This window comes from Gilliamella sp. B3783 (assembly GCF_026536125.1).
Taxonomy (GTDB): domain Bacteria; phylum Pseudomonadota; class Gammaproteobacteria; order Enterobacterales; family Orbaceae; genus Gilliamella.
The window spans coordinates 1-14,994 of the sequence record NZ_JAFNOU010000003.1 but is presented as its reverse complement, the minus strand read 5'-3'; the positions used below and the strand labels follow the sequence as shown (position 1 = coordinate 14,994).

The window sequence follows — 14,994 nt, the reverse complement described above, 5'->3', positions numbered from 1 at the left end:
TATTTTTATGTTTAGTCAACTATTGAACCGTTTTTTTGGACAGCAAGATCCAAAAGAATCCATAGCACAACAATTAAATCAACATTGGGCGGATTGGTTACAGCCAATTAGTTTAGATAAACCAGCGGGTGAAGATTTAACATATTCTGATTCTTTTCAAGAGATTAAAGAAGAAATAACTAAACTTTCAGGTATTAATTACACGCTGATTGCAACAGAAAGCGAAACTATCTTGAAACAAAATAGTAAAGATATTCGTGTCGCCACTTATTATTGCTTGGCTCGTTTACATATTGATGGTGCAGAAGGGTTTGCTGATGGGGTTGAGCTACTAGCAGGATTATTGGACAAATTTGGTGAATCGATTTACCCTTCCCGTCACAATATTCGTAAAAATGCCATAGAGTGGTTAGCTAGTAGTAAATTTATTGATGAACTGACCCCATTACAGCCGATACCAGAAGCGTGTTTAACACGTATTATTGTAGCATTAAACATGATTGATACCTGTTGTAATACGTTATTTGTAAATGAAGATCTTAATCACCCAATTAGCGCCCCTGATTTAACAGCTTTAGTTCATTTTTTTACAAATGGAATCAAACAAGCGCCCAACCTAAATAAGACGGAAGAAAACACCGAGGAGCCACCACCTTCCCCACCATTATCTACACCAATTCGTGGCGAAGGTGAAGTCAAAATCAGCTCCCAACGAGACTTACTCGAACAAGCTAGAAAAATGGCTTCTTTTTTACGCGAAAAACCTGAAGGCTACCTAGCAGCAGGGCGTTTTTTACGAGTTATTCGTTGGGATACCATAAATGATTTACCACCAGCGGATCATCGTGGGAAAACACGATTGCCAGCACCAAGAACAGAACTCAAACAACATATTAGTCGTTTAATTATTCAACAACAATGGCATGATCTTTTTGAACGAGCCGAGGCTGCATTCACCGAAAGTGCCAATCACTTTTGGTTAGATTTACAACGTGCAACCATAATAGCATTACAAAAAATGGGAGAACCTTATCAATCTTGGGCTGATATTTATCTAACTGATATTGGTTTGATGCTAGAACGGTTAAACGGCGTTGAACATCTTTGTTTTGAAAATGGGATGCCATTTGCCGATGATGAAACACTAAGTTGGATAAGTAACAATGCCCGTATTCACCATTTAGATGAAGGTGAAAGTATGGTACAAATTGCTGTATCGGGCGAAAACGATTGGAATGAGATTGAAAAACAAGCATTAGAACTCGCACACACTGAAAATTTAGAGAAATCGTTTCAATGGTTACAAAATTTACCGTCATTACGCTCTCCTAAGCAACGATATTTTCTACAATACACCCAAGCACGTGTAGCTGAACAATTTGGTCAACAAGATGTGGCACTAAAACTGTTAATTGGACTTAATGAACAACAACAAGGTATCACCTTATTACAATGGGAACCGGAATTGTTATTTGATGTAAAACGATGTTTACTACGATTAATGAAACAAAAAAATCATCTCAAAGATGGTATAAAACCAAATCTTTCTGCTCAAATTGAGCAGTTACATCATGAATTAATGCAACTCGATCCCGCAAGAGCATTAAGTGTAATGTAATATGATTCATGGTATTTGGATAGGAATAATAAATAATAATCAAAGAGACAAACAATGGATGATCTAATTCTACGCTATTACGAATCAGAAATGCGCTATTTGCGTGAAGCAGGAAAAGAATTTGCGAAAATTCATCCTGATAGGGCAAGTGAACTAAATTTAGATCGAGTAGGTGATCGCGATCCTTATGTAGAGCGTTTATTTGAGGGCTTCGCTTTCTTGACCGGCCGCTTACGCCAAAAAATTGATGATGATTTGCCTGAACTCACTGAAAGCCTGGTTAGCCTACTTTGGCCACATTATTTACGTTTAATCCCCTCATTATCGATTATCGAGTTAACGCCCAATTATGCAACACTATCGCGCCAAGAGCTCATTCCTGAAGGATTAAAAGTACAAAGTGAGCCTCTTGGACAAGCTGGCACTAAATGCCCTTACCGAACAACCCAAGATGTCATATTACAACCAATTAAAATTAGTCAAGCTAACTTAGGATTTCATCATGATGGTCGGAGTATGATTACTTTGCGTTTAAGTTTTGGTGAGTTAGCAGATTTTGAACAACTTGATCTATCTAAATTACGACTTTATTTGAATGCTGATGGCCCCATTGCGTCGACATTGCATTTTGCTTTAACGCAGCAAGTTGCCTCCATGCATTTACGGTATTCAACAAACCCGGAAAATCGGGTAACAATTCAAGGCAAAATAACCCCAGTTGGTTTTTCTGATGATGATCGGTTATGGTTAAAACCAGATAATGCTTTTGCCGGCTATCAGCTTTTATTGGAATATTTCGCTTTTCGTGAAAAATTTATGTTTGTGGATCTTCATGGACTCAATATTGATGATGTACCAGAACATTGCCGTTATATCGATATTGAGCTCATTTTAAATCAAAATTGGCCAACCGATATGCCGTTTAATCACGACAATATCCGTTTACATTGTGTTCCTGTTATCAATTTATTTGAATTAGAGGCAGATCCGATCGTTGTTAACCAATTGGAGAGCGAGTATTTACTTAGGCCGTTACTTCGTCAAGATGGACATGTCGAGGTTTATTCTGTTGAACATGTGGAGGCCATCACCCGTAATGGTCGTTATCACTATGTGCCTTTTACCAGCTTCAAACATCGAGGAGGAATGTTAAGGCATGATGCACCTGAAAGATATTATCATACACGCGTTCGCAAAGGCGCATCAGGATTACATGAAACTTGGTTAATTCTGGGCGGTAAGATCTGGGATAAAGATGAAATGTTAGAAACCGAAACATTATCATTACAAATTACCGGTACAAATGGTATGTTGCCGCGTAAAGTATTACGCAATGCCCGTATTGATGAACTTTGTCATGCTCAAAACAGCATAAGCCGCGTACATAATTTATGTTCGCCAACATTACCATGTTATCCGCCAACGGAAGATCGCTTTTATTGGCGCGTTTTATCGCATTTAGCACCGAATTATCTCTCCTTGATGAATGCAGAAGTGTTACGAGGAACGCTAGCTTTATATGATTGGACCGATAACGAACTCAATCGTCGACGATTGGAGGGCATTGTTAATGTCTCTCATCGAATGATTAAGCGTATCGAAAAAGGAATGCTACAGCGAGGTATAGAAATAGAGGTGACGCTCAATAGTTATCAGTTTGCCGGTGAAGGCGATGTCATGCTTTTTGGTGAGTTGTTACATCAATTTTTTGCCCTGTATGCCGATGTAAATTTATTCACTAAATTAGTTATTATTCCTTTACCAACAGGAAATAAAATTATATGGAATCACAGCAAAATATCGAAAACAGCCTTTTAATGCAAACACTTGAAAGTGTTTTGCCAAAAATGAATTTTTATCGTTTTTGTCAATTACTTGAGCAAATGTATGCAAATGAACCTATACTTGGCAAATACGAAACACCCGCAGCCGATCCTTTGCGTTTTGCACCATCGATCGATATGTCTTTTCCTGCTAGTGAACTAAAATATATCGAAAGAGCACCTTATGTTAATCGACCCGCGACAGTAAGAACGCGATTTTTAGGATTATATGGGGTTGACTCGGTACTACCACTGGGCTTACTTGATAATATCATTCGTCGTGAAGAAAACTATCAAGTGATGACTGATTTCTTGGATATGTTTAATCATCGTACCATCACTCAGTTTTATCGTATTTGGTTAAAATATCATTATCCTGCGAGTTTTTTAAGTGGAGGAAAAGATCCATTATCAAAATGTTTGCTTGGATTAACTGGACTGGGTATCAAAGGCACGGTAGAACAAATTGGTACGCCAGCATCACGTTTTTTGGCATTATTAGGTTTAATCACACAAAAAACACGTACAGCTGACGGTATTGTTGGCTTGGTACGTGTTTTAGTACATGATGCAAAAGTAGTAGTAAGTGAATTCTACCCTATTTGGCAGTCAATTGATAACCCAGCACAATTAGGCGATAAAGTACAACCGGTTAGTTTAAATGGAGGGGCGGTATTAGGTTCTCGTTTTAGAGAGTGTAATCAAACCGTTCATATTGCGATTACGCCTCAGTATGAACAGCAAGTGATTGATTTACTACCTGGAGGGCAGTTACATCGTGATTTGATGGCTTTATTACGCGCTTATTTAGGTTATCAGGTTGATGCCAAAATGACACTTTGTATTCAACGTCGATTTTTACCGCGAAGTCAATTAAAGCCTAACAATAGTCGTCTAGGTCAAACAGCATCATTAATAAAAAACACGACTAACGAAAAGATTGAGGATGAAGTTGCTGTGAACATAGGCTACTACTCTGGAATAGATTATGCTGCATAATAGAAAAGGATTAAGTATGAGATTAATTAGTGTCTTGATAATAAGTATATTAACCATAGGATTAACAGGTTGTGGAATTGCCCAAAGCGTATCAGAAGGTGCAGTTGGCTTAAGTAATTCTGTTTTTTCATGGGATATTAGGACAATACATCTGGATTTTATTGCGAGAGCAGAATTAAATATGGATGATGACAGCCGCTCTTCACCTGTTGTTATTCGTATTTATCAATTAAAGGATGACAAAACATTTAATTCCGTTCCTTATCAGGATCTGGTCAACCAAGATAGTGATGCACTAAAGGAATCATTAATTGAGAGTAAAGAATTGATTTTGAAACCTAACACATCAGTTTCTGTTGATGTTCCTTTTGATAAAAAAGCTGAGGTTGTGGGAATTGCCGCACTTTATAAAGACCCTAATTTAAAGGAAAATAGTTGGCGAATGGTATTAACCCGTAGTGATTTAAATATCACTAAACCACGGCAAATTATTGCAAGCCAATATACTATAAAACTAGTGGATGAAAGTAAATGAGTGCTTCATTATACGATATTCTTTATGGCTATTTTCAATCAGGCATCCCCATCGACGATGTGGCGGAAAATGAGCAAACCATTATTAGTGTCATGGATAATATTGAACGTATCTTAAATAGTCGGGCTGGTGCAGTAAAACATATGCCCGATTATGGCTTACCTGATATGTCAACCATCTTTCAAGCCCTACCCTCATCAGCTTATATTTTGATGAGAGCAATAGAACAAACACTATTAAAGTATGAACCTAGGTTATCTTCTATTGATATCCATATCGACGATAAAAACCATGATACCATGGTCCTTGCTTATGAACTAACCTGCCATTTAAAAGAAGGTGGACTTGTCAAATATGGAACTTATTTTATGCCCGATGGTAAAGCTCGTTTGAAATACACCCGTAATGGTGTCAGTGTTAACAAAAATTGACCAATTAAATAATAAATTTTAAGTTAATTATTTTCACATTAAATTTATAAAATCGTTTAGCAATCAAAATAAATAAATTGGCGCCAAAGCATGTTATGGCATACGATTTGGCGATTGGTTTGGTTAAAGGAATTTGTTCCACTAATTTAACACTATTACAAAACTGGCGACATTATGCCGATTGGCATAGTGCTGCAAATGACGATAGCAATACAGTGAAAAATATAATAACTAGCATGCTACGAAAAATTCAAAACATACAATCAATTAGCTTGAAAAAGGTATGATAATCAAGGGTGCTAAATCAAGTGGCTTTGGTAAACGATATTAGTAAAGTAACCGTAATGAAAACGAGAGAACTAAGCAAAGATAAGTATCGTTTATGTTTTAATTTTTAATTTTTAATTTTTAATTTTACAGTAAACAATAATGCAGCGGTATGATTCTATTATAGTAAAAAATATCTAGCATAATCATTTTGCTTGGTGGGTTGATGATAGTATTTTTTTGATTTTTTCAACTGGATGAGAGCACTTTTTATTGTAAAGCACCTAAAAAACAGAGTTATAAAGTTGAAAACCACCGTATATTTTAGTCAATATTACTACCTAATTTTGTTATATCAATAAGTGTAGATACTTTAATTAATACGCTCTGTTTTTTTAACTTTTTTAATGTGGATTTCACCATTTCGATACTTTTGACTACTTTTAATTTGTTTGTTTCTAAAATGGATCCTTCATCTGTAGCCTATTTAATGAAAAACTTTTTTTAATGTTGAAATAGCTATCCTATCTATTTTTGCGCTTCTCCTTTAGTAAGACTTTTTACAACACCTTTGCCTTCCCTATAAGGAATTTATCGTGTTGGTATTGCTGTTATCTGAGATACCTTCCCAACACCACTAAATAATGTTTTTAAAAATTGATAATCAATTACCATACCAATTTACCTATATTGTAATTTAACTACAATTATTGTAAATAAATTGCAAAATATATTTATATCAGTAAAATAGCATACCTATATAAAAACAAACACCAAATATCAATAATGATGAGGTGTTTAAATTAAACATAACAACATATTTTATAGGGATATTTTATGGATACACATGTACCTATGTTAAAATCAAAAACAGAAGATATTAAAAAATCTGCATTAATTCTTATCGAATGCCAAAATGAATGGCTTCATCCTTCTGGACATTTATACCAAAGCTTTAAAGATAAAGATCTATTTGAAGAATCAATCAAAAATATTGAATCAAGCTTATTTTATGCAAGGCAAATTCACATGCCAATTATCCATTGTGGTTTGAGATTTCAAAAAGGTTATCCAGAGTTAGCCAATGGAAAAACAGGCCTAAGGCATGCAATTAGTCACTTTGGTACATTTCCTGTCGATAGTTTTAATTCGCAATTTTATGAAACATTAACACCAAAAAATGAAGAATTTATTGTAATGGGTAGAACCGGATCCAGTGGCTTTGCTGGTTCAAATTTAGACATTTACCTTAGAAACAATAGTATTGAAACACTTTATTTAGTAGGATACGCGACCAATGTTTGTGTAGAATCGACCTTTCGTGAAGCTCAAGACAAAGGCTATTTTCCAGTCATCATTAGTGATGCTACAGGTACATTCGATAAAATTCAGCAAGAACACATGTTGAAATACACAGTTCCTCATTACGGCGAATCGATAACGACTAAAGAATTTGAACGATTGTACGATGATCGCTAACTTGTTAAACAATATAAATATTTTAAATAAATTCAATTTAATATAAAAATAAGTTAGGCTGTCCCAACATTGGGATAGCTATATCATACTCATCAAATTTAAGCTAAATATCAATTAACAGTATTAGAGCAATCAATAGCAATCTGTTTAAATTGGAATATAACGAATCATTCGTAGGTATTTTTTGCTCTTATCTAATAATATCTCAATGATTGTGAGTTAATCGTTTTGATAGGATTAAAAAATTAATGAGATACCAATTAAATATAGATTTTAATATAAAAGAGATTAAGGGACATTGAAAACTTTTTATTTAAAATGTGTAAAACAAGTGAAATCTTAGTAATATAGCAAAAAGCTAAACACTAAATTTGTGTGAAGAGATTGTTGAAAGAATAACATTTTGATTATTAATAATAATTACAATGTTAGTCTATTTGAGAGGAGTAGAAAATTGTGAAGCGCAAGAGCTTGGATAACGATATAAAATTATCCCTTTAATAATGACAATAAATGGTGAACTTATAGAGAAGAAAAGCCCATACCAAGGTATGGACTTTAAATGTAAATACATACTTATAGTTTAAAGTAAATGTTCATATTTTGTGAAAATTTCATGGATTTTATTGATATCAGATGCAGTTAAATCTTCTCGGCTAAATGTAGCATAAAATTTCATTGTCCCCTTTGATGGGTCATTTATGGTTCTGTAATTCATTAAACGAGGACAAAACTTAGATTTTGATTGCTCTGAGAGTGTTTTATTGATTGTTTTTCCTTTATGTTTATATACTAGCTTATTTTTATTAATATGAATAACATAAACACCATCATTTTTTTGATTATCTTCTACTAATTCGATTTTATCATTCCCCTTACCCCATCTAAATATGACTCCTTCAAGATAAGAAGCATTTCCAGCAGAAACGAATGAATGCACATAATTTTCATATTGTTCTCCCCCCCACTCAATACCACGAGTTGAAGCTTGAGACATCATGAAAACCAGACATAGATTCGAATCAACATTTCCTAGATCATACTCATAGTGATCAAATAGACTAACATTTTCATTAGCTTGAATACCATTAACTGAAATCATGGGATCTGCATAAGAGTCTAAGTTATAATTCCCTATTACACTATACTTAATATGATTGATATTTTGATATTTTGATGAAAGATAATATAATCCTTTACATTTTTGTTCTAATCCTTCTTTTACTAAGTCATTAATAAGTAATAATAAACACTGACTATCTGGTCTTTCTGACTTGGTAATATAATCTTCATAAATTGCATAAGCTTTTTCACTCACTGTAGTAATTCTATTAATATTATTACCATTATCACTACCGTAATTAACAGAACCTAAATTATTTTTATTCCAATCGACATTTGAAACTTTAATTGCTAAACCTGACATAAAAACTCTCCACTTATTTTTGTTGTTTAAAAAATTTGATTAAAATCGATATTTTAGTTTTAAGATTTAATCAAAATAAATTAATTTTGTTGCTCGCTTAAATGGTAATTAAAAATAACGCACCAGTTATATAAATGGTAATCTTTATCACCTATACGATAGACAATGTTATTATTATCATGCAACTCACCAGCATTCCGATTCTCTATATCGAAAAAACCATAAGTAATTATTAGATTTTTTGGGCTCTCTTTGCACTCTATACGAAGCGTATCACAATTATTATCATCACTAAGTCGTTCAACATTAGTTATAATTTCTTCGCCCACTGAATTTTTTATTGAAAACCCTCTATTTGGGATAGTTAAATTTATATTTTCGAAATATTCAGGTTTATCAAATGTTAAACCAGATTTATTAAATTTCAGGTTTAAAAATTTACCGTTGATAGTGTGAGAAATTGGATGTAATGGCTGCCAATCTTCACCCGATATAACTTTACTCAAAACATAACCGTAATAGGCACCTAATAACTTAGAACTTGGTCCTAACAAATGCCATTCGTCATGATATCTCAACTGATATATAGGTGTAGCCAGATAAAATCCACTACCTTTTTCAAGCGCTAATTCTAATTTTGCTAATGCAACATCTGGATAATCTTTTGAATTTTTACTAGAATAAGAGGAAGAAACTTGATACATAATAAATGGTAAATCTGAATAATCATCACCTGTAATCGCCTCTATATCTTGAATAAGATCAGTGCGTAATTGTTTCAAGGCTTTTTTATATTGATTAATACCTGTACCGTAATTATACTCACCTTGAGTCCAAGTAATTGCCATCACCCTATATGATTTTCGTTGTTCAACTGCTAAACGCATACCATTTCTAACATCTTCAAGGATATAATTATAGTACTCAGTACCTTTAGATAACTCTGATATAGACTTGCCACCTTTTGCACAGCAAGAAGAAAGTATCCATTTATTTTTTAATGATTTTTTATCAAACTCACGAAGAAACATATCTGCAGTGCCTGCAGCAGGTGTTTCACCATTCTCCCCATTCTGCCACTCACGATGATTGTCTAAGAACTGGTATTTATTTTGCGAAGCGTATCGTGTTTTGATACCATGATTAAACATTTTTGCTGACGATGAAAAACTAGTTGGTGTCTGAATTGGTAGTGAATTTGAACCTTCTGCTAGTGATTGACCATAAGTAATAATATGATTAATATCAGCAAGTCCTGAATCAGGTGGATAGATTAATGTTTTTAATTTAGCAGCAAATTGTTTATCAATATTAAATTTTGTATTACCCTCTTCATCAATTTTGAAAGAGACATTGCCTTGCTCATCAGCAATAGTAAAACCATTTTTTTGAGTATTATTGAATGAAAAATTTTCTGGTATTGACTTTTCAGGATCCAATAAATCGTTTAAATTTACCATAATTGCTATTTGTCCTTAGTTATATATAAAAAGCAAAATACAGTTATCAAATTAAACAAGGTTTGTTATAACAAACAAGTAACTAAATAAACCTGTTTTACTTTTATTCAATTTCAGTCTAAAAAACCTAAAATGAATAGCAGATACCACCATATGATTTGCTTTTAACATTTTTAAGTTATTTTTTAGACATCGATGTTGATGATCTATGTTGTTATAATTGATTTAAAATCACTCTCAATTTGAGAGCAAATTGGCGATTGATTTTAAATTCTGAAAATCCGTTTTCATCAATTCTAAAAACAACATTACCTAACCTATCAATAATCGAAAAACCATTATTCGGGGTATTAGTAAATGCTGAAGGTTCTTTATTGATAAAATGAAAGTTACCGTCTTTATCGATTTTTAAAACATATTCACCATTTCTATTACAAATATAATAGCCATCCTCTTTTACATCATAAAAATTTTGTGGAAGCGTGTTTGTTTGATACGGTATATCATTTAATGTTTCATTTGAATTTGTCATATTATTTTCACCTTTGTTATTCATATAAAAAATATAGCTAAATAATTAAATTAGATCTGATATTACTTTTCATAAATAAGAAGATATCATCCTCCACCATACAAATTTGTATTGTTCTATCTATTTGAAAATATGAGTTTTATAGTTTTTGATATATAAATTATTTTTAAGACAATATAATTACGTCTAATTAAAAAAAGCTTGGATTTTTTGATTAGCCTAATTTAATTTGCTAAAACGCGAAAAAATGATTATAAACTTCGATTTTTATTGAGGATAACTTATCGATAAAGCATACCTAGTTTGAAACAAGTAATACTTTAATTCATTTAATGTTTAGCTATTAAATAGTGATGTAAGCATACTTTTTTTAAATTTTTACACTTGAGGGTTGAATTGTACTTTTAAAAACATCGTAATTGCTGCCTAAAATATTTAACAATCATTACTAGAATTAATCATTTAAATTTATGGTAGATAGGTGGTTATACCCTATTTGTAGCTGCACTTAAAAGCTTCTATACCACGTTTTAAAACATGCACTTTTTCACTTTATTAGTTAGCATTAAGCAATAAATGAAAAGTTATTTGATAATTTAAATTATAATCATAAAGTTAAAATCTTTTTCTAGCCATTTATTAGCAAGAAAAAACCCACAATAATTGTGGGTTTTTAATTTAAAAATAAATTAATGATTATAGATATGCTTCGAATTCAGTAAAAATTTGTTGAATCTTAGTAATTTCAGATGGAGTTAAACCTTTTCCTTCAATTCCACTACTAAATGTAGCATACATCTTCATTGTACCGTTACCTGGATTTTTAATAGTGTTATAATTTAATAAAGATGGGCAGAATTTAGCACATGAACGCGGAACATATTTTGTTAAATTAACAGCACGATGACGGTAATCTAATGAAGTTCCATCAACATGAATAACATAAACACCGACAGGATCTTGTGGATCTTCAGATTTTGATACAGCAGCATTTTTACCATTATTCCATTTAAAGATAGCTTGGTCGAAGAAATCTGCATTACCAGCAGAAGAAAATGCATGTACGTGGTTTACTTCGTCTTCTCCGCCCCAATCAAATCCATAAGTAGAAGGTTTAGACATCATAAATACCAAACATAAATCCTTGTCTAATGAACCATCAATGATTTGATGATCATAAAGATCTGCACGACTTTCGATTTTTGTTCCATCATATCGAACTGTTGGGTAATCGCTATATCGATCTATAACATTGTCACCGATTATACTATACTTAATATGCTCAAAGTTATTGTTAGGGGATGCTAAATAAAACAAACCAGTACATTTATTATGCAACCCTTCTTGAACTAACTTATTAATAAACAGTGCTAAAGCGAAATTATTTGGGCGAGCTTCTCGCTGATTACTAAAATCGCCGGTTTTTTCAATGTATTTCTTATAAATGGTAACTGCTTCTAAACTAATCATTTTTTCAATGTCAGCCATTGAAATTAAGTTACTGTTCTGAATTAGATCTTGTAAATTTGACATAAAATTCTCCATTATTTGTTATTTAAGTTAAAAAGAAATTTGCGTTTAACTTTGAATAAAAGTTTATTTCGCAAGGTTTTTACTAATGTTATTACACAAGGTAATAATCGAAAATGACTCACTATTTAGTAAAATAATAGCCAGTCATATCGATAGGTAGATAGCGAAGTTGTTATTAAACAACCTGCCATTCATTTTTTTGCTTAAAGGAATGGGTTATTGCATTGACTGCCAACTAAAATGGGGGGATTGCATCAATTTAACGAGTTAATTTAGTATAAATTTAAGTCAATTAACCCGTTAAAACAACACTATAAAAGAGTGTTAAAATATGTATTAAAAACTGGGTATTTTTATTTGATACCTTACGCCGCTATAGAAAACAGAAATTAGATTAATAACCTATTGATATATCATTCTAATTTCTATCAACCACCTTATTGGTTTAAAGCTCGGATTGCCCTTTTATCTTGATTACACTTCTCAATAACATTGAGCAAATGTTCGTTATATTTAAGACTACTTGCAAAGGTTAATGGTTTAGGAGGTAAAGCAGGTAAGCAATCAGTTAATAAGCTTTCGGATATTGGTCGATTGATGTAAACTTTTTGCTCTTTCGTACAAGCTGTTAGTAATATCACTAGGAACATACTCATTAGCACATTGGTTATTTTTAAGTAAGTCATCAATTTTTTCCTGCAATTCTAAGGATTGATTTTCAAGGTTTCGTTTTGTAATTTCGTTATTAGCAATAATTTGATTATCTTTTATCGTTTTCTGTTCAAGCTGAGAAAGCTTATTAGTCAGTTCTTGAACTTGTTCTAACCTTTGTTTAGATACCTGGATTTGTTTTATATACAAACAAATTAATAACAAGCATAGAAACATAAAAACACCTGCAATTTTTGCCATTTTTATTTCCCTAAAAGATTAGTTAGAAATGATTAAATAAATCTTCTTCAGCTTGTCTACGATTAGCTAAACCAATGCATAATTGTTTAACACCATTAACAGTGATTTTGTTCCAACGACAAAACTCTTTCGATGCACCAAGGTAGTCACCAATATTTAATTTTGCTAATAAAGTCGATTGATTAAATGCTGATACACCGACATTAAATACAAATGAGCATAACGCATCATATTGGTTTTGATTTAACTTAACTTTCACCAATTTATTAATCGACTGCTCAACTGGATATAAGTCTTGCATTAAAAAACATTCAGCTTGTGCCTGACTTATTCTGTCATTCTCTTTCACATTTTTGGTGTGACCATAACCAATGGTCCAGATTCCAGCTGGACATTTATAGGCTTTGACCGCTAAACTTTCAAAACTTTTGATAAGTTCTAACCCTTTTTTACTAATAATCATTACATTGTCCTAATATTGTTTAGTGTTATAAATCTTTATATTGCATTGAAATTTTTTAGATAATTGATGGGAATCAGAAGAAATAAAAAAGAACATTATTAACTATCAATAAATAGTAAAAAAATAATCAATAATTTTTAGAATAATTTATTACATTGATTATGTGATTAATTTATTTCAATAATCTATAAAAATAACTTATTAATCATTATCTTTCATTTTTTTAAGTAATTTTTCTTCTAGGATTTTAATTAAATTAGCGCCTGACCAGCCTGCCAAACCTGCAACTCCTCCAGCCATTTCAAAAGCCCAATTGAAATAACTAGCAATAAGGATGACCAAAGCACCCGCAAAAATCGATATAAATATTTGAGCAATTAACGTCCACAAAAAGAACTTATGACCATTAAGTAAGTGATAGCAATAACTGGCTAATGAGCCAAGTAACGTAACAAAAAATAAATATACAACAACTATCCAATGGATATTATCGGGATCTTTGATTGGCATATGTTTAACCTTATAAGTGTTTTTGAATTAGATAATTAAAATGAATGATGTTCGAATAGGTATAATGTGAGTTTTTTTAAACATAAACTAAAACACCAATGTTAAATTGGTTTGATTAGTACTCAATTGTTTGATACTAAAATAACTTATTTATCGATAAATAATATTAAGCAGGAAAATCCTATTTATCCTAACTATAAACTAGTAATTATTTTTTATAATCAATCTACGCGATCTGATTGAGATAATAAGAACGATAATTTGTACAAATAGAAAGGTATAAACATTTTTAATTTTGATGGAATTGGTTAAATGTTACTTTATGATTTTATTATAAGATTTACTAAATAAAATAAATAATTATAAATCAAACAATATCGTTTAAAACAATTCAAAGGATAGGATCATTATCACAATATTGGAGTGTAATAAAATGACGATTTTAAATACTAACCAATAACAAATATATTAACATTATATTTTTATTGTTTTTTATTCAATTTTTCGTGTTAAAAAGGTGGTGCAATAAAACAGAAAGTAGTCATTAAAGATAACGAATAATTAAACTAGGCATGCCATTAAACTAATAAATGATAAACAAAGCATATTATCTTTTAAGAAAAAAATTAAAGACAGCCAAAATATATAATGAAAATATTTTAAATTAAACAACTTCATGTTAAAGCAATTAGATAGGTAATATCAATTTTAATCACATAACAAAAAAGCCCGTCTATTGCTAGCGGGCTTTTTTATGCGTTTAAATTTTGATTATGGACTAATTATATATGCTTATTTGCGCAATGTCAAGCATTTTCACTGCAATGTTTAACATTTTTACTACTTTTATTGAAAAATGGATAAATATTTCCACCCACAAAACTTTGTGCCTGATTCAAAATATTGATAATGTCGTGAGGCCTTTTACCTATCGCTTTCGCTTGTGCATTACAAGACACATTCTTTAAGTAATACGCCACTAACACCGTCCATTGCACCGGATTAT

At 31.7% G+C, this 14,994-nt stretch carries 14 protein-coding genes; 6 read left to right on the top strand and 8 right to left on the bottom strand.

Features of this window, described 5'->3' with window-relative positions; genetic code table 11:
* The first annotated feature begins 7 nt into the window (after positions 1–7).
* The 6 genes from tssA to J3U59_RS03655 all read left to right on the top strand — a co-directional run bounded on the left by tssA (position 8) and on the right by J3U59_RS03655 (position 7,152).
* Entirely contained in the window at positions 8–1,618 is a 1,611-nt protein-coding gene (gene tssA / locus J3U59_RS03680) for a type VI secretion system protein TssA (protein ID WP_267333241.1), read from the top strand.
* 54 nt (positions 1,619–1,672) lie between these two features.
* On the top strand, positions 1,673–3,436 hold the full coding sequence (tssF, locus tag J3U59_RS03675; protein ID WP_267333242.1) for a type VI secretion system baseplate subunit TssF: 1,764 nt from the start codon (positions 1,673–1,675) through the stop codon (positions 3,434–3,436).
* The gene (tssG, locus tag J3U59_RS03670) at positions 3,400–4,440 is read left to right on the top strand and encodes a type VI secretion system baseplate subunit TssG (protein WP_267333243.1); all 1,041 of its coding nucleotides are present in this window, start codon (positions 3,400–3,402) and stop codon (positions 4,438–4,440) included. The genes tssF and tssG overlap by 37 nt, the downstream gene beginning before the upstream one ends.
* Before the next feature lie 16 nt (positions 4,441–4,456).
* Positions 4,457–4,975, top strand: a complete 519-nt coding sequence (tssJ, locus tag J3U59_RS03665) for a type VI secretion system lipoprotein TssJ (protein ID WP_267333244.1) — start codon at positions 4,457–4,459, stop codon at positions 4,973–4,975.
* Entirely contained in the window at positions 4,972–5,406 is a 435-nt protein-coding gene (tssE, locus tag J3U59_RS03660) for a type VI secretion system baseplate subunit TssE (RefSeq protein WP_267333245.1), read from the top strand. The genes tssJ and tssE overlap by 4 nt, the downstream gene beginning before the upstream one ends.
* 1,104 nt (positions 5,407–6,510) lie before the next feature.
* Entirely contained in the window at positions 6,511–7,152 is a 642-nt protein-coding gene (locus J3U59_RS03655; protein WP_267333246.1) for a cysteine hydrolase, read from the top strand.
* Between the two features lie 583 nt (positions 7,153–7,735).
* On the opposite strand, the gene J3U59_RS03650 is transcribed toward J3U59_RS03655, so the two are convergent.
* The 8 genes from J3U59_RS03650 to J3U59_RS03615 form a co-directional block, all read right to left on the bottom strand.
* Entirely contained in the window at positions 7,736–8,578 is an 843-nt protein-coding gene (locus J3U59_RS03650) for a hypothetical protein (protein WP_267333247.1), read from the bottom strand.
* Positions 8,579–8,658: 80 nt separating this feature from the next.
* Positions 8,659–10,038 carry a sialate O-acetylesterase gene (locus tag J3U59_RS03645; protein WP_267333248.1) on the bottom strand — a complete coding sequence of 460 codons (1,380 nt, stop codon included), beginning with the start codon at positions 10,036–10,038 and terminating at the stop codon, positions 8,659–8,661.
* Positions 10,039–10,252: 214 nt separating this feature from the next.
* Positions 10,253–10,570 (bottom strand): hypothetical protein, encoded by a 318-nt coding sequence (locus tag J3U59_RS03640; RefSeq protein WP_267333249.1) that lies wholly within the window; start codon positions 10,568–10,570, stop codon positions 10,253–10,255.
* 696 nt (positions 10,571–11,266) lie between these two features.
* A complete protein-coding gene (locus J3U59_RS03635; protein ID WP_267333250.1) occupies positions 11,267–12,103 on the bottom strand; it encodes a hypothetical protein in 837 nt (278 codons plus the stop codon).
* A gap of 564 nt (positions 12,104–12,667) precedes the next feature.
* Positions 12,668–13,015, bottom strand: coding sequence for a hypothetical protein (locus J3U59_RS03630; protein WP_065633599.1), 348 nt, complete (start codon positions 13,013–13,015; stop codon positions 12,668–12,670).
* Between the two features lie 22 nt (positions 13,016–13,037).
* Entirely contained in the window at positions 13,038–13,478 is a 441-nt protein-coding gene (locus tag J3U59_RS03625; protein WP_267333251.1) for a lysozyme, read from the bottom strand.
* A 201-nt stretch (positions 13,479–13,679) separates the two neighbouring features.
* Entirely contained in the window at positions 13,680–13,988 is a 309-nt protein-coding gene (locus tag J3U59_RS03620; RefSeq protein WP_267333252.1) for a phage holin family protein, read from the bottom strand.
* An 806-nt stretch (positions 13,989–14,794) separates the two neighbouring features.
* A partial coding sequence (locus J3U59_RS03615) for a hypothetical protein (protein WP_267333253.1) occupies positions 14,795–14,994 on the bottom strand: 200 nt, incomplete at its 5' end.